This is a genomic window from Kordia sp. SMS9 (assembly GCF_003352465.1).
Lineage (GTDB): Bacteria > Bacteroidota > Bacteroidia > Flavobacteriales > Flavobacteriaceae > Kordia.
This window is the reverse complement of the sequence record NZ_CP031153.1, coordinates 524516-548594: the sequence shown is the minus strand read 5'-3', so window position 1 is coordinate 548594 and position 24079 is coordinate 524516. Positions and strand designations below refer to the sequence as shown.

At 35.8% G+C, this 24079-nt stretch carries 16 protein-coding genes and 1 tRNA gene; 14 read left to right on the top strand and 3 right to left on the bottom strand.

Going from position 1 to position 24079, the window contains the following annotated elements:
• The first annotated feature begins 29 nt into the window (after positions 1–29).
• The 6 genes from KORDIASMS9_RS02445 to KORDIASMS9_RS02415 all read left to right on the top strand — a co-directional run bounded on the left by KORDIASMS9_RS02445 (position 30) and on the right by KORDIASMS9_RS02415 (position 12165).
• On the top strand, positions 30–3965 hold the full coding sequence (locus KORDIASMS9_RS02445; RefSeq protein WP_162819732.1) for a glycosyl hydrolase: 3936 nt from the start codon (positions 30–32) through the stop codon (positions 3963–3965).
• Positions 3966–4080: 115 nt separating this feature from the next.
• Complete coding sequence (locus KORDIASMS9_RS02440; protein WP_162819731.1) at positions 4081–7419, top strand: hypothetical protein; 3339 nt, start codon at positions 4081–4083, stop codon at positions 7417–7419.
• Between the two features lie 14 nt (positions 7420–7433).
• Positions 7434–8423, top strand: a complete 990-nt coding sequence (locus KORDIASMS9_RS02435) for a hemagglutinin protein (protein WP_114901324.1) — start codon at positions 7434–7436, stop codon at positions 8421–8423.
• Between the two features lie 29 nt (positions 8424–8452).
• On the top strand, positions 8453–9271 hold the full coding sequence (locus KORDIASMS9_RS02430) for a T9SS type A sorting domain-containing protein (protein ID WP_114901323.1): 819 nt from the start codon (positions 8453–8455) through the stop codon (positions 9269–9271).
• Positions 9272–10045: 774 nt separating this feature from the next.
• Positions 10046–11557: a hypothetical protein gene (locus tag KORDIASMS9_RS02420; protein ID WP_114901321.1), complete on the top strand. Its 1512-nt coding sequence runs from the start codon at positions 10046–10048 to the stop codon at positions 11555–11557.
• Between the two features lie 11 nt (positions 11558–11568).
• Positions 11569–12165 (top strand): DUF6705 family protein, encoded by a 597-nt coding sequence (locus KORDIASMS9_RS02415; RefSeq protein WP_114901320.1) that lies wholly within the window; start codon positions 11569–11571, stop codon positions 12163–12165.
• A gap of 1127 nt (positions 12166–13292) precedes the next feature.
• Here KORDIASMS9_RS02415 and KORDIASMS9_RS02405 read toward each other — a convergent pair.
• Positions 13293–13365, bottom strand: a tRNA-Phe gene (locus tag KORDIASMS9_RS02405).
• A 99-nt stretch (positions 13366–13464) separates the two neighbouring features.
• Between KORDIASMS9_RS02405 and KORDIASMS9_RS02400 the strand changes: the two genes are divergently transcribed.
• The 8 genes from KORDIASMS9_RS02400 to KORDIASMS9_RS02365 all read left to right on the top strand — a co-directional run bounded on the left by KORDIASMS9_RS02400 (position 13465) and on the right by KORDIASMS9_RS02365 (position 21571).
• Entirely contained in the window at positions 13465–14202 is a 738-nt protein-coding gene (locus KORDIASMS9_RS02400) for a type III pantothenate kinase (protein WP_114905120.1), read from the top strand.
• Entirely contained in the window at positions 14195–15508 is a 1314-nt protein-coding gene (locus KORDIASMS9_RS02395) for a hypothetical protein (protein WP_114901318.1), read from the top strand. Before KORDIASMS9_RS02400 ends, KORDIASMS9_RS02395 begins: the two co-directional genes overlap by 8 nt.
• Before the next feature lie 18 nt (positions 15509–15526).
• A complete protein-coding gene (locus tag KORDIASMS9_RS02390) occupies positions 15527–16900 on the top strand; it encodes a lipopolysaccharide assembly protein LapB (protein WP_114901317.1) in 1374 nt (457 codons plus the stop codon).
• A 1-nt stretch (position 16901) separates the two neighbouring features.
• Positions 16902–17474 carry an LPS export ABC transporter periplasmic protein LptC gene (gene lptC / locus KORDIASMS9_RS02385; protein ID WP_114901316.1) on the top strand — a complete coding sequence of 191 codons (573 nt, stop codon included), beginning with the start codon at positions 16902–16904 and terminating at the stop codon, positions 17472–17474.
• Between the two features lie 31 nt (positions 17475–17505).
• Entirely contained in the window at positions 17506–17709 is a 204-nt protein-coding gene (locus tag KORDIASMS9_RS02380) for a hypothetical protein (protein ID WP_114901315.1), read from the top strand.
• Complete coding sequence (locus tag KORDIASMS9_RS02375) at positions 17710–18987, top strand: hemolysin family protein (protein WP_114901314.1); 1278 nt, start codon at positions 17710–17712, stop codon at positions 18985–18987. It abuts the gene before it with no gap.
• A 96-nt stretch (positions 18988–19083) separates the two neighbouring features.
• Positions 19084–21195 carry a peptidylprolyl isomerase gene (locus tag KORDIASMS9_RS02370; RefSeq protein WP_114901313.1) on the top strand — a complete coding sequence of 704 codons (2112 nt, stop codon included), beginning with the start codon at positions 19084–19086 and terminating at the stop codon, positions 21193–21195.
• Between the two features lie 181 nt (positions 21196–21376).
• Positions 21377–21571, top strand: a complete 195-nt coding sequence (locus tag KORDIASMS9_RS02365; protein WP_114901312.1) for a hypothetical protein — start codon at positions 21377–21379, stop codon at positions 21569–21571.
• Between the two features lie 68 nt (positions 21572–21639).
• Here the strand turns inward: KORDIASMS9_RS02365 and KORDIASMS9_RS02360 are convergent, their stop codons facing one another.
• Both KORDIASMS9_RS02360 and KORDIASMS9_RS02355 read right to left on the bottom strand, forming a co-directional pair.
• Positions 21640–22569 (bottom strand): GYDIA family GHMP kinase, encoded by a 930-nt coding sequence (locus tag KORDIASMS9_RS02360; protein ID WP_114901311.1) that lies wholly within the window; start codon positions 22567–22569, stop codon positions 21640–21642.
• On the bottom strand, positions 22566–23894 hold the full coding sequence (locus tag KORDIASMS9_RS02355; protein ID WP_114901310.1) for a hydroxymethylglutaryl-CoA reductase, degradative: 1329 nt from the start codon (positions 23892–23894) through the stop codon (positions 22566–22568). The genes KORDIASMS9_RS02360 and KORDIASMS9_RS02355 overlap by 4 nt, the downstream gene beginning before the upstream one ends.
• Between the last annotated feature and the right edge of the window lie 185 nt (positions 23895–24079).

Here is a 24079-nt window from a genome sequence, read left to right as displayed (position 1 = left end):
CATCAATATTACACAATAACCAACCCCAAATGAAAAAAATTATACTTTTAATATGTATGCTTTCTAGTGTACTTATGCTAGCACAACACAATCAAAACGCTCCTTGGATGAAGGAGTTGAACAACAAGCAAAAACAAACTGGAAAAAAACCTACTTTTCAAGAAGTACAACAAGCATTCAATACGTATTGGCAAACGCATGACAAAGACGAAAAAGGAAGCGGATACAAACCTTTCAAACGCTGGGAACAACAATGGAAACGTCGCGTAAAAAAAGATGGTTATTTACCAAAAGCAAAAGAAATATGGGATGCTTGGGAAACAAAAAGTCAAGTTGCACAAACACAAAGGAATACAGATTTAAGCAATTGGCAACCGTTAGGGCCGTACAATCACATTCAGGCAAATGCACAACCTTCTGGACAAGGGCGACTCAACGCAGTTACAGTAGATCCGAACAATGCTAGTATTTGGTACGTAGGTGCGCCAAACGGAGGTTTATGGAAAACCTTAGATGCTGGTGCAAATTGGACGCCGATGACAGACAACTTACCACGCTTAGGCGTTTCGGCCATTGCCGTAGATTATAACAATTCAAACATTATTTACATCGCTACAGGAGATGATGATGCAGATCAAACTCCAACTTTTGGAGTACTAAAATCATTAGATGGCGGAATCACTTGGAGCACTACAGGCTTAAATGTAAATACGATAGGAACTATGAATCGAATGACTGAGTTATTCATAGATCCAGCAAATTCAAATACGCTAATTGCGTCTTCAGATGATGGAGTATATACTTCTTCAGATGCAGGAGTAACTTGGTCACAAAGTTTGGCAGGAATAAACATTCGCGATTTACGTATAAAACCAGGAAATGCGAGTACCATATACTGTGTAAGTAACACAGCTTTTTATCGTTCAACTGATGGAGGCGCAAACTTTACGCAAATAACCAATGGCATACCAACAAATACTTTCCGAATGGTGATTGATGTAACACCTGCAAATCCAAACTATGTATATCTTTTCAGCTCAGATGCTACCGACAATCGAGAACATGGAATTTACAGATCTACCAATAGCGGACAAAGTTTTTCATTGCGAGATCAAGGTGCGTATACACTAATCGGAAACAATCAAGTTTGGTACAACATGGCAATAGGCGTGTCGGATACCAATGCCAATGAACTTTATATTGGAGTAATGGACGTTTGGAAATCTACCAATGGCGGACAATTATGGGACAAACTTAACCGTTGGGATCAATTGACAGAAGCCTACACACATGCGGACATTCATAGCATTCGCGTAGTCGCAGGAAAAGTGTTTGTAGCGTCCGATGGTGGAATCTACAGCAGTGAAGACAACGGAACAAATTTTACAGCACACCATCAAGGATTGCAAATTGGCGAATTCTTTAATGTAGCAGTTGCACAAGGAAATGCAAACAATATTACAGGTGGCTTGCAAGATAATGGCGGACATGGTTTGGATGTAAACGGTGATTGGCGTGCATTCCATCCTGGAGATGGCGTAAACGCGTTAATAACACCGACAGACGATGATACGTATTACGGACTTACGCAAGATGGAGGAACGCTATATGTTTCCAATCGCGCAGATGGTTGGTTTACAAGAGTGTACCGACCTTCAAACTCAGGTATAGGAGTTTGGGTAGCACCTTTATCTGCAGATAGTAATGGAGACGTATATGCCGCTTGGAGTAATTTATTTAAGTTAAACAGATCAACCTATGAGTGGGAATTGGTCGGCGATTTACAAGGATATACAGACATCATGGAAATTGCGCCTTCCAATCCAAACATCATTGTGTCATCTGGTCATCAAAATTTCCGTGTAAGCTCTGATGGTGGACAAACGTTAGACTTTAATACCAATGTAGTTGGAAACGCTATTGCGGGAATCGCCATTCACAAAGACGATCCTAGTAAAATGTGGATTACCACTGATGGTGATTATGCAAACAAAGGAATTTTTAAAACAACCGATGGCGGGTTAACGTGGACAGACATCACAGGAAACTTTCCTGTAGCAACAGAATATCCAGAAGATATTGTACATCAAGGAAATCATCCACTAAATCCAATCTATGTATCTACCGATTTAGGAGTCTATCGTTTAGATGATAGTAGTACAGATTGGCAACCGTTTATGACAAATTTGCCAAATACTAAAATAGAAGATTTAGAAATCAACTTGGACGATCAATCCATCACAGCAGCTACGTATGGTCGTGGCTTGTGGCGCTCATCAATTCCTATACAATTATTACAAAATGATGTCAGCTTACGCGCGATCATCAATCCGAACAATACACAAACAAGCTGTGGAGACATTTCGCCACAAATACAAGTACGAAGCAATGGAATTGATGACATTACAGAAATCACCATTAGCTATGGTATTACTGGCGGCACAATGTATAACTATACGTGGAATGGCATGTTGCAATCTAATGAAGAAACACTAATTAATTTACCTGAAATCACAGTAGCTTCAGGATCGTACACACTCGAAGTAAGTACTACAATTGCAAATGATGGAAATACAGCAAATAACATTCGTACACGAGACTTTAGCGTCAATTCATCGGGAGATTTTAATGTCACAAACTCATTTGAAAGTGCTTCCGATAATTTAATTGTTGAAAACGGAGTTTGGCAACGAGGTGTGCCAAGCGGATCGGTACTAAGCAGTGTTGCTACAGGAACGCAAGCGTATGCCACCAACTTATCAGGAAATTATCCTGAAGGTGTAGAAGCATATTTAATCTCTAATTGTTATGATTTTACGCAAATAATTGATCCTGTCTTAAAATTTCAAATGGCGTATATATTAGAAGAAAACTGGGATTGGGCAAATGTGCAATATTCATTAAACGGTGGACAAACATGGCAAAATTTAGGAACTACAAATAGTCAACCCAACTGGTACAACAGCAATCGAACGGATCAATTTGATTGTCCAGGTTGTCCTGGAGCACAATGGACAGGCGCAAACACTACGATGAATGAATATGGATATGATTTTAAGGCAAATGCAATACTTGGCGAAACCGATTTAACCATGGAAGACAATATTATCTTTAGAATGCGATTGGTGTCTGATAGTGTCATTACGGAAGAAGGAATTGTGCTTGATGATTTTGTAGTAGAAGGAAAAGATCCGATTGAAGTAGCCGCAAAAGTATTTTTACAAGGCGCTTTGTTCAATCCAAATGTAGGAGAAGAAACCTTAATGCGCGATGATCTTCGTGTGTTAGATATGTTGCCTATACAAAGTCCGTACGCAGACGGAATGACCTCGAGAGCTGAGGTGTTTGATGTTACGGGAACAGATGCTATTGTAGATTGGGTTTGGATAGAACTCAGAAGTACCACAACAAATACAGAGGTAATTGCAAGTCAATCTGCTTTGCTGCAACGCGATGGAGATGTAGTAAACACAGATGGAAACTCAACCATCAATTTTGTAGTGCCAGAAGGAAACTATCACATTGCTATAAAACATCGGAATCACTTAGGAATTATGACCAATACCAGTATTGTCTTTTTAGAAGGATTGCCTACTACTGTAGACTTTACCAATCAAGCGAGTCAAAACACGTTTGGAAGCAATGGGCAAACTTCATTTGGCATGCCTACAGGAAAAGTCGCTATGTGGACAGGGAATGTAAATGGCGATACTCTCATTCAATACTCAGGAACTACACCAGATGCGCCAAGTATCTTATCTGCTGTGCTAAATGATCTAGGAAACTTTTTAAACTTTCCAACCTACACGATCAATGGATACAATGTCAATGACTTGAATCTTGACGGGAAAACACAATATTCAGGAACCAGTCCTGACACACCTTTCATTTTGCAAAACATATTGGCACATCCAGGAAACTTCTTGAATTTCAGTACCTATCAAATACAAGAGCAATTGCCCTAAAATTAGAAATTAACGAATATGTAAATTTTATAAATAAAAAATAGGGTACACACAAAAACTCATGTCTTAACTATAAAAGGAATTAAATATATTCATTTAACATAACACCTACTTTATGAAAAAACTTTTACCTATCATATTCTTACTCTTTATAAGTCTAAGCTTGCATGCGCAATGCGGTCCCGGAGAAGACACCACAGCTCCTGTATTTGGAAATGCTGGAGATGGAACTATGGCAAATCCGTTTAGAAGCTTATCACTATCAACAGTTGGCGGCTTTCCAAGTGGAACCTATTATTTCAACTTTAACGGAAGTACTTTTCAAGGAGTTTTAGACAACGACACTGATGGTGGCGGTTGGTTAATGGTATTAAACTATGTGCATTTGGCTGGCGATAATACCGATCTTACCGTGCGAAATACGGATCTTCCCTTATTAGGTTCTTCAACTTTAGGAGACAATGAAGCAGGAACTGCCAATTGGGGACATATTGGAAATGCACTAGCAGCAGCCATCGATTTTGAAGAAGTTCGCTTTTATGGAGAAACTACAGGACATACTCGTATTGTTAACTTTAAAACCTCTTACGTAAATGCCTTAAACTACCTTAAAACAGGTGTAGGTTTTTTTGGAGGAATTAATAATCCTGCTAATTTTACAACACTTACAGGGCACACCGCTAATATACCAGCACTGGCAGGGAATTTTTTTGGAAGTCAAGGTGACAATGCATTAACAGAGTTTCCATTCTTTAACAGTGGTCAAAATCACTGGGGAATCCGTGGTTTAGGAAATCGTTGGGAAGTAGATGATACGCCTACTGCCACAAGCCCCGTAAACAGTCAAAGTACCATTCATCGTGTTTGGGTTCGTGGAGACCTTTCTCCAGCAGGAACACCTGCTTTAAGTGTTACTTTAGACAACACAGGAAACGTGAGTGTAAGTCCAGCAGATTTTGGATATACGTTTACAGATAATTGTAGCGCAGAAGCGAATATAAACGTAAGTTTAAGTCAAACAGTATTTGCCTGTTCAGAAATTGGAGATAATATAATACAGTTGACTGCTACAGACGAGCAGAACAATAGTACAGTAATTGATGTAACGGTCACTGTTTTAGAAAGTCCACCAGTAATAAATGCACCACCACCAGCTCCTTTTATGTTTCTAAGTTTAGGCAGTGATGGAACGTTAACATTAGATTTAGCAACCTTAAATGCAACGGTTACAGACGATTGTGGCATTGCAAGTACAGTAATTAGTCCAGCAACGCTTGATTGTAGTAATACTGGGTTTAATAATGCTACTATTACGGTAACAGATGTAAATGGAAATGTGTCAACCTCGAATGTATTTTTTATTCTTGAGGATCAAGTACCACCAGTAATACAATGTGTAGCCTCTTATACTGCAGAATTAGATGGAACAGGAAGTGTAACGCTAGATCCAAATAGTCTATTAACGAGTTTTACGGATAATTGTCAAACTGGAAATGTTACTTTAGATAAAACGGTATTTACCTGTGCAGATATTGGAGACAATTTAGTTACGGTAACTGCATCAGATCAAGCAGGAAATGAAACAACCTGTACCACAACAGTAACAATAACAATACCTCCATGTCCTGGGAATTTAACTTTACAAGCCGAACCAGATGCTTGTGGTGTTACCTATAATTATCCGTGTGCGAGTAATGTTACAGCAGGACCTCCAAGCGGTACATTTTTAGCTGTAGGAACCACCACCACATTTGCGTATGATACTTTAGACAATACAGGTGGAACCGTTTCTTGTAGTTACGATGTTACTGTAGTAGATGAAGAAGGACCTACTTTCGTATCCAAAGATTTAACACTTGACATTATGATGAATGGAAGCGTTTCAATAACAGCTGAAGACTTTATAGATTCAGATCCATTAGCTTCAGATTACACAGTAGATCAAACAGGGACATTCAACAGAGAAGATATCTCAACGACAGGTACAGTAGTTTCACTTTTTGATGATGAAGTTTCTTCAGCACTGCCAATTGGGTTTGAATTTGCATTTTATGGTAATCTTTACAACAATTTTCACATTTCATCGAACGGTTTTATCACTTTTACAGCTATAAATGATAACGGATTCTATGAGGGACAATTTTTACCTGATGTTAATGATCCAAATAATTTAATTGCTTTTGATTGGGATGATTATGATCCAGAATCAGGTGGAACTATTCGTTATGAAACTATTGGTACGGCACCAAATCGTATTTTAATCATGGATTTTGATGATGTAGCACATATTGATGATGATACGCAAGGAACAACTACACAAGTAAAACTATTTGAAACAAGCAATCGTATTGAAATTCATGCAACGAGTATTTCTGATTTAGGATATGACAAAACACAAGGGCTAGAAAATATAGATGGAACAGCAGCTATCATTGTTCCAGGACGCAATGCAAGTCAATGGTTTGCAGCCAATGATGTAGTTGCTTTTATACCTGTAACAGGAGAGGTTGCAGATTCATGTGGTGTAAACACTTTTATAGCTTCGCAAACCACTTTTGACTGTACTAACATAGGAGAAAATACAGTAACGCTTACAGCTACAGACACAAATGGAAATATTACAGAACAAACAGCAATTGTAACGATTACAGATACAAATAATTTCTGCTCAACAGTGTTAGTATCTCCAAAAGTATTTTTACAAGGTGCTGCTTTAAATCCAAATATGGGAGAAGAAACGCTCATGCGTGATGACTTACGTAGCAATGATTTTATTCCATTAACAAGTCCGTACAGCGATAGCGCAACAACAATAAGTACCGTATTTGATGCTACGGGAAATGCTGCTATTGTCGATTGGATTTGGGTTGAATTGCGCGATGCAACGGACAATACAATCGTAATAAAAGGAACATCTGCCTTATTACAACGCGATGGTGATGTAGTAAGTGCTGTGGATGGAATTTCTCCTGTAACCATCTCTCAAGTAGCTCCCGATATGTACTATGTTGTGTTAAAACACAGAAATCATTTAGGAATCATGACGCAAAGTACTATGGCTTTGTCAGACATAAATACAATTGTAGACTTTACCGATGTTTCAAATCAAATAACTTTTGGAACAAATGCACAAACTATATTTGGAATGCCAACTGGAATTGTTGGAATGTGGTCTGGAAATGTAAACGTAGACACCGTTATACAATACTCAGGAACAACCCCTGATGCAACAGGAATACTTTCAATTGTATTAAATGATCCTAGTAACTTTTTAAACTTACCAACGTTTGTGGTTGCTGGATACAATATGAATGATATAAACATGGATGGAAATTCGCAATATTCAGGAACCACTCCTGATACGCCTTTAATATTACAAAACGTATTGGCGCATCCTGGAAACTTCTTGAATTTCAGCACTTTTCAAATTACGGAACAATTACCTGAAAATTAAAAAAACATACTAATATGAAATATAAAATATTCGTAATAATAGCTCTAAGCTGTTTGCATTTATCTACAGGGCAAAGCATAGAACGACAAGTTGTTGCTTCTGGAGGAAATACGATTTCGGGCGGAACAATTACCCTCGATTTTACAGTAGGAGAACTAGTTGTAACAACAATTTCAGACGGAACAACAACACTAACACAAGGATTTCAGCAAGGCGGAATTAAACTTGGAATTCAAGTAAATCCAATTGTTTTTTTACAAGGCGCTTTATTAAATCCGAACGTAGGAGAAGAAAATTTAATGCGTGACGATTTGCGCGAAAGCGATTTTATTCCGTTAACATCTCCATATAGTGATGGACTTACCATGCAAAACACGGTACTTTCGGAAACTGGCAATAACGCGATTGTGGATTGGGTTTTTGTGGAATTACGCGACGCAGTCCTTAACACAACCATCGTGGCGAGTCAATCCGCATTACTACAACGCGATGGCGATGTAGTAGATGTTGATGGCATGTCTGATATAAAGTTTAATATCCCTTTCGGGAATTACCATGTAGTCATTAAACACAGAAATCACTTGAGCATCATGACGGCGGCATCCATTTCGCTATCAAGCACTACAGAAATTGTAGATTTTACCAACAGCAACAATCAAATCACGTTTGGAAGCAACGGACAAACCGTTTTTGGAATGCCGAATAATATTGTAGCCATGTGGACAGGAAATGTAAATGCAGATACTATTGTACAATATTCAGGAACAACGCCAGATACGCCAAGTATTTTATCAGAAGTTTTAAACGATCCCGGAAACTTTTTAAACTTTCCAACATATGCATTAACAGGCTACAATGTGCACGATGTCAATATGGATGGAATCACCCAATATACAGGAACAAGCCCCGATACACCATTTATTTTACAGAATGTGCTTTCACATCCCGGAAATTTCCTTAATTTTAGTACTTTTGCCATTAATGAACAATTACCAGAAAATTAAAACAATACCTAATATCTAAACAAATCGATATGAAAAAAACTACTTTTATCTTATTACTATGCGCAACTTTTGCACTATTTACAAACAAAGCAAGTGCTCAGGATGGCTATACATACTCGTTACAACACAATACAGGCTATAGTTTCACAATAGTTGCAGTACCAAACGCTAGTGCCAATAACTTTGCTACTTCTGTTCAGAGTTATGGATTTACAATCATTTTACCTGATGGCGTAACAATTGATACAGGATCAGCAACTTCTTTGGGAGGAGCTGCAAGCGCCACGTTCTTTGATGGAACTAATGTAGCACAACCTACTATTGATGGATATTTAATTACAGAAACCTTAGGAAGTCCAGCATCATTATCAGCACCGTCTGCAGGAACAAACTCAAATATGTACACATTTACTGTAAATGGAGCTCCTGTTTTAGGAGATATGTATATCCTAGAAAATAATTCTGCATTAGCAACAACAGTAACACCTTTAAAATCGTTCATGCAAGCTGACATGATTGATAATGGAATGGCACAATTTGTAAATGTAGTAGATCCGAATGCAGCGGCTGTAACGGCACCATCTTCATTTGACTTTGCAACGTTAAGCACAGCAGAAGTTGAATTAGCAGGTGTAAATGTATATCCAAACCCTGTAAAAAACATTGCCACTATTACAGGAGTTACTGACATTGAATCTATTGTAGTAACAAATTTAAATGGACAACGCGTATTAAATCAAGTATCAAACCTTTCAACGATTGATATGACAAGTTTGCAAACAGGAATCTACTTTGCTAAAATCACTGCAGCAGCAGGTTCAAAAACGGTAAAACTGATTAAGGAATAACATATTCTTTTAAAACATAACATATAAAAGAGCATCACTTCATACAGTGGTGCTTTTTTTGTGGGTTGAATTTGAAAAGGCGCTTTCAGAAAATAGCTGCCTTAAAGCTAACAAGAACATAAAAATCCAAGATTTGATCTATTTCATTTCTTGGATTTTTATTTTGGACTGTTTTTATGTTCTTTTTAGTGAGTTTTGTTAACGATAAGACATACCTATGCCATACTTTTGGTAAGCTATTTTAAAATTTTATGCTGCTATTTGTTGTTTTTTGTAGATTCTTCTTCCGATTTCTAAGGCATTAGCGGTATGTATTGATAATATCCTGTTATTCGATTAGAGTTGTTAAGGTAAAGTGCATACATACGCTCTCGATGATTTATTTGATCAACAGGGAAAAATTTCCGAATGCAATCATTAACTTGTTGTGAGCTTGTAATTTTTTCAAGTTCAATATTTTGTTGCTTCTTATAATGAAGCTGAATTTCTCCGATTAGATTTTTAGAATTAGTAATGACCATGTTTGCCAAATTTTAAGTGAAACAATTATTTGGCATGCAGAGCAATCTTGAACAGCGTATATAACACAAGGAAAAGTTTCACTAAGAAACCCTTGTGGTTTTACGCCAAGATTAGCTTTGACAAAGAATTGAAGAAACGGATTTGAATGCAGAGAATATTTTAAAAAAAATCAGATGTTGTACTTAGATGAAAATATTGCGAAAAAACACAATTTTTCTTACTTTTAGGTGTTTAAAAATAAACGTTAAATAGATGAGCCAAAAACAAAAGTTACTGTTCTTGTCATTATTTTTAATGATTGGACTATTCTTTAATGCCTGTCTAAAGGATCATGTTGATGACATTTCGGATGAAAATAATCTTAAAGACTCTCCTTTTACTTCGAGGATTATTTCCAAAAATGAATATCAACAAAACAAGAATTTACTTAGTCGCTTACAATTTTTTACATCGGAAACAGATAATAAGCCAAATTCTGATAAAGATTATTATGATGTACAAAATGGTATTGTAGTTTACACTAATGAAACTCAGTATATTGAATATATGGATGGTAATTTACATTCATACACGTTTTCAATGAGACGCTCCAACAGTGCTGAAAATTTAATTGAGAATATAGTTTTTACTTACGTGCCTTCAGATGATGATTATGAAGCAAATATTATAACTTATCATCTAAGTGCTGGTCAAAAACAAGTATTCATAGAGACTGGTCATTTAACAGGTAATTATACAATTTCAGATGAATCTATTGATTTAGATTTTTCAGTTGTAGCACCCAAAAATTCGCTACCACTTCCATGTACCACTAATTTTACAGTGTATCATCTCACGCCCGATACAAATGAAACGTTTGTATATTCTTCAACAACTAATGGAAACGTTATACAGAATCAATGTCAGCATACGCTTACGGGCGATCCATGCTATGAATATTTAGTTGTAGAATATGATTGTCCTGACAGTAGTAGTGGCGGACCATCTGGTTCAACAGGGAATCCTACAGCTGGTGGAGGTGGAGGAACCAATGATGGTTCAAATGATGATCTGCCAAGTGATCCCGATGTGGTAACGCAGCCATTCATAGATTTGAATCAAGAACAAATTAAGCAAAGGTTAACGGATTATTCTAATGACGATACTATAAAAGCAAAAATGATTGAGTATCGTGCTAAAATTCCAACTGATAGAAAAGAGATAGGAGCCCGTTTTAGATTAATCTCCGATAGTGTTTTTGGAGCTCGTGAAGCAACAACTCGTAATGGTGCATCGGTAAGTTATGTGCCTCGTTATGTAACAGGTGAAATTGTTAGTGTTCACATACATGTAAATGAAGCTGATGTTGAATTAGATGATGGAACGATTCTAGAAAATCAAATTCCCTCTCCTATGTATTCACAAGGCGATATCTTAGAGTTTTTTGAAAATATTGATGATGTTGCGGATGAAAATAAAGACAAAGTAACATCTATTCTTATAACAAGGGAAGGCACTTTTGCTTTAGTTGTTAACGATAAGGATGAGGCGCAAAATGCAGCTACGTCAATAAAGAATAGTGATTCCCATTATGAGGTTTTTTTATATACCTTTAGGCTTTTAGTGCTTAAAGATTCTCAAAACCTAAGTGATGCTGACTTTGTGAAAAGAGTAGTTAATTTCATAAATACACATAGTGTAAATGGTCAATCTATGGGGATTTCGGTTTACCAAGCAACGATAGCCGATGATGGTAACACAATTACAGACTGGCGAAAATTATAAAAATTTAAACAATGAAAAAGGTAATATTCTTAATATTTATGGCATGTATATCTTTAACATATGCCCAGGAAGATCAAATAATATCTATTCATCAACTGGGAAGTCACGACAATTTAGACTCTAATAAGAGTTATTATTTTAAAGACATTAATAGAGACTTAGATAAATTTCTGGGTACATGGCACTATGATGATGGAAATAAGAAGTTAACGTTGGTCTTTAGTAAGCAAACACATTTTAGCATAGGAAAACATTATTGTGATCAGATTTATGCGCGCTTTAAATATGAAGAAAATGGAACAGTAATATACAATACATTGGGAGATTTTAGTAACTCTGCTAGATTGAAAATAGTTGGTTCAGGTTTCGATCTCAGCAATCTCAACAAAATGAATTTATTCTATAATGAGCCAACAACTGTAATTTATGACAGAATATCTACAAAGAGTTTAAAGCCATCTCCAAGTTTGGATATTGAATATTTACCGTGTTCTACAATTGGTTGTAATCCTCAACTTAAATGGAATATTATTTACTACAAAGAGGTTGGGAATACGGCACCTAATCCTTTCAAAATTCCTTTTGATCTCACACTAACAAAACAATAAGAAGAAATCGCCTAAAAATTAATTTTTAGACGACCTCATTGTTTTGATCTTTAACTATTTTACGAACTGTCGCAGTTTTTTATAAACATCCTTTAAGATTAGATAAGCTATGTGTATTGCTAAGGTTAATGAAATATCTATTAAATAATATTCAGTTATTATTTTTTGATTTGATGTATTTGCAATTACTTCACTAATAACAGCAGAATCTATAATTATTGAATGCGTTAATTTGTGCGAAACAACAACTAATAACTTTTGAGTAATTTTATGAACCTTATAAAAATTGTTTTTGAATAGGCAATTAACTTTCTTTAAAATGCTTGACGATACAGCTAGTGTTTTAGAAAAAGATACAATGAATTTATTGAAAATATTTTTCATAATCTTGTAACTTAAACTAAATTCAACTGATATGTTTACCTCAATTATTTGTGAGTTGAAGAATATGGTTGTTAACCATTTTTCCCTTTTTTGGACTTATCGGGAATACTGCATTTTGCTTGAGTGTTATAAGTAAAATGATTTTGCCAACATACGCTTAACTCCGTAGTTTCAGACAATAGTGAAGAATAATTTTGCAGATTTTTGTATATTTACAAAATATTGTTTTTGTTCTGTGTCGTCGAAAATACAGGAACATTGACATCTTATGTTACTCACTAGTTGAGAAATGACTTAAGTTAAGACCTGTTTTGAACATATCTTATATGTGAAAACAGGTCTTTTTTTTGATGCATTTTAACTTGATATATAAATCAAGTTAGTTTTTTGTGAAGAAAATGTTTTATGGCTCTTTAATTACTTATGGTATAAGTAAAGCATTAATATTTCTTAACATACTTTTAATGAATGATTATAGATAAAAATTCTTTAAGCAAATTTCTTGATTTATTATTCATAAAACAGTGAAATGTTTATTATTTAGAAAATAAAACTATTAATTCATAAGTTTTAATGAAATATTTTCATGCTTCATTGTCATTTTTTCGGATTTTACCGAAAATTTTTCACTTTGACGTGTATTCTAATAGTTTTTATTAGAAAATTTTCCAGCCCATTTTCCGTATCTAAAACAAAAAACCCTTGATAAAACATTGTTTATCAAGGGTTAGCATTTTTATTAGTGGTGCCTCCAGGAATCGAACCAGGGACACAAGGATTTTCAGTCCTTTGCTCTACCAACTGAGCTAAGGCACCAGTCGCAAATGCGGATGCAAATATAAGTGTTTTTTAAACTTGACAAAACTATTTTGCAAAAAAAACGTTTCTTACATTAGCAATCTCAAAAAACTACGAATGAATTTAATTGTAGATGCAGGAAATACGTATGTAAAAATAGCTGTTTTTCAGGAAGATAAAATGCTTTCGCATGAAAGTTTTCCAAAAGAACAGTTCCAAAAAAAAATTGCAAAAATTTTACAAGAGTATCCCGAAATTGATCAAATGATTACATCGTCCGTCACCACATTGAGCGACGAAACTATAGAATTTTTGGAAAATCTCAGTATCAAAGTACATTCCCTAACTCACAAAACAAAAGTGCCGTTTCAAAACAACTATGCCACTCCAGCAACTTTAGGTGTGGATAGAATTGCACTCGTTGTGGCCGCCGTTACCCAATATCCAAAGCAGAATGTACTCGTTATTGACGCAGGAACGTGTATTACATACGATTTCAAAACTGACAAAGAAATCTATCTAGGCGGCGGTATTTCTCCAGGACTCCAACTTCGATACACATCACTCAACCTATTAACTGCAAACCTTCCACTATTAGCACCCAAGATACCAGAAAGTTACATTGGTAACACTACAGAAAACGCAATTCATTCAGGTGTAAGCGTAGGAGTAATCACCGAAATCGATGGAATAATTGACCGATATAAAGAACAATTTCAACATTTAACAGTTATTTTAACAGGCGGCGACACTAATTTCTTGGCTAAAAGGTTAAAAAATACCATATTTGCGAATTCAAAATTCTTGTTACAAGGATTGAATAATATTTTAGAATATAAAAGATATAATGATTAGAAAGTTTTTAGGATTATTGATTTTGTTGCTCAGTAGCCAAATTAGTATTGCACAGCAAGGAACGTCTTCCCCATATTCATTCCTCGGAATAGGCGATTTAAAGTTCAACGGAACCATAGAAAATAGAAGTATGGGTGGCATTAGTGTCTTTTCAGACAGTATCCACATCAACTTACAAAATCCTGCTGCGTACGGAAATCTAAAATTTACAACATACACACTTGGAGCAAGTTACAATCAGTTGCGCTTAGAAAGTGGTGCAGGAGAAGACAAAGGTTCTTCTACTTCATTAGATTACTTGGCAGTAGCATTTCCAATATCAAGTAAAATTGGAGTTGGTTTTGGTTTGGTTCCTTTCACTTCGGTTGGATACAGCTTTGAAGGAATTGGAGAAACTGGATTTCCATCCGCACCGTATAAGTTTGCACAATACGAAGGTGAAGGCGGTTTGAACTCCGTATTTTTCTCTATGGGATATAAAATCTCCAAAGGATTTTCAGTCGGTGGTACGGTAAATTATAACTTTGGTACCATTGAAAATCAAAACACCGAATTTTTAGGAGAATTAAATGAAGATGGATTGTTTTTTAGAACGTTAAACTATGGAACACGTTCCAGAGATGAATCTAAACTCAGTGGGTTGAGTTATAACTTAGGAGCGTACTATGAAACCAAATTCAATGACAAACTTTCCTTAACAACATCACTTACATTCTCACCACAATCGGATTTAACATCACGAAATTCTCGTGTACTCACCGCATTAAACATTACTGGAGCAGGCGGAGAAGATATCAGTCCTGGGCAAATAGATGAAGTTGATTTAGGAAACAGAGCAAAAACAGATTTAGTATTGCCAACACGACTTGCATTTGGAGCAGGAATTGGCGAAAAAAATAAATGGTTTGCTGGTGCAGAATATACCTTGCAAAACAATAGCGACTTCGGAAATGGATTGACGATAATTGAAAACGTAAATTACGAAAACGGCTCAAAAATTGCTGCTGGAGGATTTTTCATTCCAAAATACAATTCGTTTACAAGTTACTGGGATCGAGTTACATACAGAGCTGGAATTCGTTATGAAGACACAGGAATCATGATCCGAAATGAAGCCATCAATGATTTTGGCATATCTTTTGGAGTAGGACTACCAGTGGCAAGATCATTATCAAATGTAAACCTAGGAGTAGAGTTCGGAAGAAGAGGTACCACCAACTCCGGATTGATCAAAGAGAATTATGTAAACTTTCAATTAAGTTTGTCACTAAATGATAAATGGTTTGTCAAAAGAAAATACAATTAATCGATAAATATTAAAGAAATGAAGAAGACAATTACATTATTGGTTGCAGGGTTGTTTGCGGTAGCGAGCTTCACAACTTTAAATGCACAGGATTGTAAGACGAAGTTATCTCTTTTTGCTGAAAATGCGAAAGCTAAAAACTATGATGAAGCTGAAAGACAGCTAAACGAGCTAAGAAAAGAATGTCCAACGGCGAGTTCAGCTATTTATGCATATGGTGAAAGAATTTACAAGGCGAAACTTAAAAAAGCTGACAATAAAAAAGCAGTTGTTGAAGAATTAATTAAACTGTATAATGAGAGACTCGCAAATGTCCCTGCGAAGACTAAAAAAGGAGATGTTTTGGCGGATATCGGAACATTAATGGTTGACTATAAAATTGGCGATGTAAAAAGTCAGTACGATATATTTGACCAAGCGTTCAAAGAAGATTTGGCCAACTTTACAAATCCAAAATCACTATATCAGTATTTTGAATTATACTACGGAATGTACCAAACAGGTGATTCAGGTGTATTATTGGAAGACTTAATTCAAAAGTTTGAAGAATTAACGGAAAAATTTGAGTCAGAAAGTGAAAGATTAGCGAAAATTAAAAACAAATTAATCGCTAAAAAAGACGCAGGAAAAGAGCTAGATTCTAAAGAAAAGAGAACGGAAAGAGTAGCAGATACCAATGTAAAAGCAATTGCAATTTTCTCTGGAAACATGGAATCGTTAATCGAAAAAGTATCTACGTGTGAAACATTAATTCCTTTATTTAGAAAGAACTTTGACGCAAACAGAAGCAATGCTTTATGGCTAAAAAGAGCTGCTGGAAGACTAGATGCTAAAGGTTGTGATGAAGATCCATTATTTGTAGAATTAGTAGAAGCAGTAGATGCCTTAGAACCATCTGCAAACTCTAAAAGATATTTGGCGGGTATTTACGAAAGAAAAGGAAACTTAGTAAGAGCGGAAGAATACTTAAATCAGTCGTTAGATATGGAGAAAGATCCAATTAGAAAAGCGACATTATTATATAAAATTGCTTCAAAAGCGAAGAAAAGAGGTCAAAAATCGAAAGCTAGAAAGTATTACTTAGATGCAGTAAAAAACAATCCATCATTAGGTGGAGCGTACTTAAAAATTGCACAATTATACGCTTCAAGTGTAAACCAGTGTGGAAACGACGAGTTTACCAAAAGAGCAGGATACTGGAAAGCAGCAGAAATGGCTAGAAAAGCGGGACAAGTTGATCCATCGTTAAAAAGTATTGCTAACAGAACTGTAGATTCATACATGAAATCTGCGCCAAGCAAATCAGATGTATTCAGCAAAGGATACAAAGGAGGAGAATCCATTCCATTAAACTGTTGGATTGGCGGAAGCGTGAGAGTTCCAAGTTTATAAAATGATCATACATAAAAAACATATCTTACAAAGCATTGTCGCAATATTCATTGTGGCAATGCTTTTTTCATGTCAGGATAACTTTAGCGAAATCCAAAAACTTTCGTATACCAAACGTTTTCCTGTGGGTGAAGCCGAAAATATGTTTTTAATCTATACGGATTCTGGAAAAGTGAAATCTACTCTCAGAAGTCCGTATAACAAAGATTTTTCCAATCAAAAATTCCCGTTCATGGAATTCCCAAACGGAATAGAGTTGGAGTTTTTTGATGAAGAAAACAATAAAAGTGTAGTAACTTCTGACTATGCTATTTTGTATAGTGACACAAGATTAGTAGATTTACAAGGAAATGTGGTATTAACAACACACGACGGAAACGTTTTGGAAGCGCCACAATTATATTGGGATCAAGATCGCGAATGGATTTTTACGGAAGGAGAATTCAAGTGGAGCAACGAATATGGCGTACTTTTGCAAGGAACGAATGGAATCGACTTCAATAGAAATTTGACCATTATTGATGCACATGAAATCTATGATAGTACCATTCCGATAGAGGAAAACGACAAATAAAATTCAAACAATCTAACAAAATCAAATCAAGGTGAAAGTTTTAAGTTATACAAAATACATTTATCTTCTTGTAGCGGCATTATCCATTTTTAAAGTAATCGCCGTTTGGCAAGCTGATGGTACTGTAGATTATTTATTTGTTGCATTCACAGTAGTTTCGCTCTTCATGTTCTTCTTTAGAAGACATTACGAGAAAAAATTTCAAGATTACAAAAAAGATAACAACGATCAATAAATGGAAATACAGGTGCTTATTATTGTAACGGCATTACTGTTTTCTGCATTCTTCTCAGGTATGGAAATCGCGTACGTCTCCGCAAACAAAATTCATATCGAACTAGAAAAAAAGCAGGATGGAATTCTTGCGAAAATACTGAGACGTCTCACACAAAAACCTTCAAAATTCATTGCAACCATGCTTGTTGGAAACAACATTGCGCTGGTGATCTATGGGTTTTTTATGGGCGATTTAATTACGGCGTGGGTTCACGATGCGCCTTGGCTCAATCAATACATTACGGTAGAATACGAATTGCTCTTTCAAACGATCATTTCAACCTTAGTTATTTTAGTAACGGCTGAATTTTTACCCAAAGTATTCTTTCAAGTATATGCCAACAGTCTCTTGAAATTTTTGGCATTCCCAGCATATATCTTCTATCAATTATTTTGGTTGATTTCTGAATTTGTCATGTGGATTTCGAATGTGGTGCTCAAAAAATTCTTCAAAACAGAAGGCGATGAAGTGCAACTCGAATTCAGCAAAGTAGAATTGGGCGATTACATTTCGGAACAAATGGAAGCCGGACACGATGATGAAGATATAGATTCGGAAATTCAAATATTTCAAAATGCCTTAGAATTTTCAGCAGTAAAAACCCGTGAAGTCATGATTCCGCGAACGGAAATTGTGGCAATTGAACTGCATGAAACAACGCAAAACTTAGCCAAACTGTTTTCGGAAACAGGGTATTCCAAAGTGTTAGTGTACAAAAACACGATTGACGATATTATCGGATACATTCATTCGTTTGAACTTTTCAAAAAACCAAAAACCATCCGCAGCATTGTACTGCCTGTCGTATTTGTGCCAGAAGCAATGTTGGCAAACGATGTGCTCAACGTATTGACAAAAAAGCGTAAAAGTATTGCAGTTGTGTTAGATGAGTATGGAGGAACTTCCGGAATTGTAACCGTAGAAGATATTGTAGAAGAACTATTTGGCGAAATAGAAGACGAACACGATGTTACGGAACTTTTAGAAAAACGCATCGGCGCGTATGAATATCTATTTTCGGCGCGATTAGAAGTAGATTATATCAATGAAACCTACAAACTCAATCTTCCTGAAAGTGAAAATTATGAAACCTTAGGAGGTTTAATTGTGAGTGAAACGGAGGAAATTCCACAACAAGATGAGATCATTGTGATCAACAACTTAAAATTTACCATCATAGAAGTATCGAACACTAAAATTGATACAATTGAACTACAAATTCTCTCTGAGGATTAAAATCCCAAAAATTAACGAATTAATACGCTGTTCTTCTTTTATTATTTACTAGGAAATTGTATTTTCGCCCACTGAATTTCATAAAATTGAAGATACATGGCAATTCTTGCAAAAATTAGACAGCGCACATTAGTACTAATCTTAATCATTGGATTGGCACTTTTTGCTTTTGTAATATCTGACGTATTTAACAACAATAGCGGAGGAGAAAAGCAATCAACAGAAATAGGAAATATCAATGGAGAAAGCATTCCTTACCAAAGGTTTCAAAACCAAGTAGAATATGCTAAAAGTATATATGGTGGAAGACAATCTTCTATGCAAATTGCAAATTCACTTTGGGATCAAGAGGTGAGCAACATGTTGATTACGCAACAACTTGACGAATTAGGAATTACCATTGAAAAAGATGAAATATGGAGTCTTTTAATCACAAGCCCTAATATTATCAACGACGAGCGTTTCAAAGATGAGTCAGGTGTTTTTGTGGAAGCAAAACTAAAAGAATACATTGACAATTTAGAAGCGACGAAAAACATGCCTGAGAAAGCAGGTGAATACCAAAACTGGTTAGAAACTGAGCGCTATACAATCATCAATGCGAAAAGAGCGTTGTACAACAACTTAGTAAAAGCAGGTTCAATTGTAACACAAAAAGAAGGAGAACTAGCGTACAAAGCAGAAAACGACAAAGTAACGTTCAAATATGTACGTGTTCCTTACACTTCTATTGCAGATTCGTTAGTAGAAGTAAGAAAGAGTGATGTTCAAAAATATATTGACAACCATAAATCTGCGTTCCAAGTAGAAGAGTCGAGAAATCTTCAATATGTGTTTTTCCCTGAAGCGCCATCAAAAGCAGACGAAGACTTAGTAAAAGCAGAAATCGAAAAGTTGAAAAAAAGTTTTGAAGATGCAGAAGATGCAAGTGCATTTGCAAACATTCAAACAGAAACAAACGAGCCAGAAAATTTCTTATACAAAAATCAATTGCCAAAAGAGTTTGCCAATGATATCATGGCAATGGAAGTAGGTGATGTATACGGACCTTACAAAGTAGGTGAAAAGTACAAAATTTCAAGATTGCTTGAAACAAAGCAATTGCCAGATTCTGTAAAATCGAAACATATTTTAGTTCGTTTTGTAGGTTCACAAGGAGCAGATCCAGCAATAACTAGAACAAAAGAAGAAGCAAAAAATAGAGCAGACAGTCTATTGAAATTGATCAAAAGAAACAGATCAAAATTTGCAGACTTAGCTAAAGAGTTTTCAGATGATACGCCAACGGCAGACAAAGGTGGAGATTTAGATTGGTTCAATAATGTCAGTTCTGCACGATTAACACCAACATTTAAAGAATTTGTGTATGAACAAGAAGTTGGTGCTTTAGACGTGGTAGAATCTCCTTTTGGATATCACATCATTGAAGTAGAAGATCAAAAAAATAAGCAAGATGTAGTAAAATTGGCAACTATCAATGGTGAAGTAGAAGTAACGGAAGAAACCTTAAAAGACTTATTTACAACATCATCTAAGTTTGAATCTGACGCACAAAAATCAGAGGCTCCATTTATAGACATTGCTAAAGAAAATAATTACGAAGTGAAAGTGGCAAACAATATCAAGGAATTGCAAGAAGGAATTCCTGGTTTGTTAGATCAACGTACGGTAGTAAAATGGGCATTTAGAGAGGATACCAATGTTGGAGATATCAGTCGTATGAACATTCCTGGCGGATCAATCATAGTACAACTTACTGGAAAAAATCCAGCAGGACTTTCATCAATTTCTGAAGCTTCTTCAAGAGTATTGCCAATATTAAGAAACGAGAAAAAGGCAGCGATGATCAAAGAAAAATATGCATCTGCAACAACATTGGCAGCTTTGGCATCAGCATCAGGCAATGTAGAACAGCAAGCAACTTCATTATCGATGTTGTCACCAATCGTTCCTGGGGCAGGAGAAGAGCCAAAAGTAGTGGGAACTGCATTTGCACTAGAGCAAGGAGCTACTTCACGCTTAATAGAAGGGAACTCAGGGGTATATATAATTCAAGTGGTTTCCAAAGAAGAGGCTCCAGCAAAAGATACCTACTTAGCGGAAAGCAATGCACTGCGCACTGAAAGAGTTTCCAAAGCATTAAGTTCAGTATCCGATGCGCTAAAAAGCTCATCAGAAATAGAAGATAACAGAGGAGAATTTTACTAATTCCTGTTCAAATACATATAAAAAAAACCTGTGAAGTAAATTTCACAGGTTTTTTTATTGTAATTCCGTAGTGGAAAAACGCTGATGATATTTTATAAATCCTCACCAACTCTTCTTTTTTATCAAATGATTAATCTCTAGGTTTACTTCAGAATTCAAAAAAACTTAAAACTATTTAATCATGAAAAACAAGAATCGCACTTCACTTAAACTTAGTAAAAAAGCTATTTCAAACTTGAATCCACAAAAAATGGCAACTGTACAAGGAAAAGGAATTTTATCTATCGGGCAGCATTGTACACAATGTTATCGTTGTGATATTGATCGTTGGTCTGACGGATTGTTTTGTCATTCTAACGGAGCGCATTGCAAGTAATCGACAGTAAATTTCATTAAGAGCAAGATGTGTATTCAATTATAATTGGGTAAATATGTTGCTCTTTTTTAAGAACCTAAAACCATCTCCTTAAAAGGAATCACAGTTGTATAACCTTTGGCTTCAAAATAAGCGGTTGTATCTTGGTTTCCTGTGGTCAACACAAAATCGCCGCCCCAAGCACCTAAACTTTTCATTTGACCAAAATAATCAGCAAACAAGCGTTGTTGTATAGGCGTTTCTCTAATAATAGTTCCAATCAACTGTTCGTGTTCTTTCAAAAGCAATTGAAAATCTACCAACGAAGTTGTTTTTGTCATTTCCATACCAATCGTGCTAATGACTTTCATTTCATTGGCAATCGTCCCTTTTTGTACGTTGTAGTGTTGTATGGCGTTTCTGCTGTTTTGTTTTTTGTTTAAATGTACAAAGTATAACTGATCGCTAAATGAAGGCGAAAACTCAATTTCTGTTACTTTTGGTTGCTGTTGATGCACCTCATAGATAATGGGCGAGTTGTGTTTTGCACAGGCAATATCATAACCACTTCCTCCAAACGAATTCCAAAGTAATGCATACGGATTTACTTCCGCCCAAAGCGCAATATTATGAATGAGTGTAGAAGAAGAACCCAATCCCCAATCTTGTGGAAAGCCTAAAGTTGTTTGTACTTCAAAACTAGTTTCGCCATTTAAAAAATCAGGATTCAACTGCTTGGCTGCCGATAAAATATCATGTAATGTTTGACTAATAGTTTCATAGTACGAACCTTCAGTGCCAAAAGCACTGATTTCAAAAGAACGTTGATACCAAATAATATCTCTACAATCAAAACTCTTCCAAACCAGTTTTGGTGGCTCAATAGGATTGGGCAAATCAATAGGAGTTACAGTCATAGCTTGTCCGTATTTCGTAGGAATAGCCAATGCTTTGGCACCATCGAGAACGACATATTCACCTGAGAGTAGTAATTTTCCGTTACTGTAGAATTCTTTCATGAAGCATTTTCTGATTTATAGGTTGTAAATGCATTTACAACTGCACTGTGTGTCACGGTTTTATCTTTAAAATAAGTTACAAAGTACGCTTTTTCAGCTTCGGTAGCTTCCAATTGATTCAAAATATTGATCAAATGCATTTTCATGTGCCCTTTTTGAATTCCTGTGGTCACTAAAGAACGTACTGCAGCAAAATTTTGTGCCAATCCTGCTACGGCAACAATTTGCATCAACTCTTTGGCATTCGGTTTTCCCAACATTTCCAACGCCAATTTCACCAACGGATGCAAAGACGTCAAACCACCAACAGTTCCTAATGACAACGGAATTTCAATCCAAAATCTAAAAATACCATCCGCAACTTCGGCATGTGTCAAACTTGAATACCTTCCGTCTTTAGCGGCATACGCATGAATTCCTGCTTCCACTGCTCTAAAATCATTTCCTGTGGCGAGTACAACAGCATCAATACCATTCATAATGCCTTTATTATGCGTCACAGCGCGATACGGTTCAGTTTTGGCAATATCTATGGCACGAATAAACTTTGCTGCAAACTCGTTAGCATCTACCGATTCACTCTCGGTTAATGCTGCTACAGGACAGCTTACTTCGGCTTTTACAATACAATTTGGCACGTAATTCGACAAAATACTCATGACAATTTGAATGTCTTTCTCTTCAGCTGAAAAAGCATCAAACGCTTCCGCAGCAGTTGCAAAGGTTTTGGCAAACTGTTCCAAACACGAATTGATAAAATTTGCACCCATCGAATCCACGGTTTCAAACGTGCAGTGCAATTGATAATAACCATTGAGTTCGTCGGTTTTATCGCGCAATTCAATATTGGTAATTCCGCCACCGCGCTTCTCCATATTTTGAGTAATATGATTCGTAGTAGCAAACAATTCAGGTTTTATATGATGAAAATAGTGCTGTAGTTTTTCTTTGGCTCCGAAATACATAAAATGCACTTGTCCTACTTTCTCCGTACTCAACACCGTTGCTTTAAATCCACCACGATCTAACCAAAACTTAGCGGCTTTACTGGCAGCAGCTACAACGGAACTTTCTTCAATTGCCATTGGAATCGCATACATCTGATCATTAATCAAAAAATTTGGTGCAATGCCTAACGGGAGATAAAAATTGGTAATGGTATTTTCAATAAACTCATCGTGAAGTTTTTGTAGTTTTTCGTCGGAATTCCAATATCTTTTCAACATGGAAATTACCGTTTCACGATCGTGAAAATACGTATTTGCAAGCCATTCAATCTTTTCTTCTTTGGAAAATTTAGAGAATCCAGCAATAGGAGCAATCATACAACAGGGTTTTGTACCTACAAAGATACGCAATGAAATAGTAACAAATTAGTCCAAAAAGCATTAAAAAACAGGAGGAAAGTATTGTTTTTGAATCAAAATGTGTCTAAAAGTGAAAAATACAATCTAAAACCTCTATGAAATGGGCTAAAATGAAGTGTTTTTCGTCTTCCATAATTTAAGGT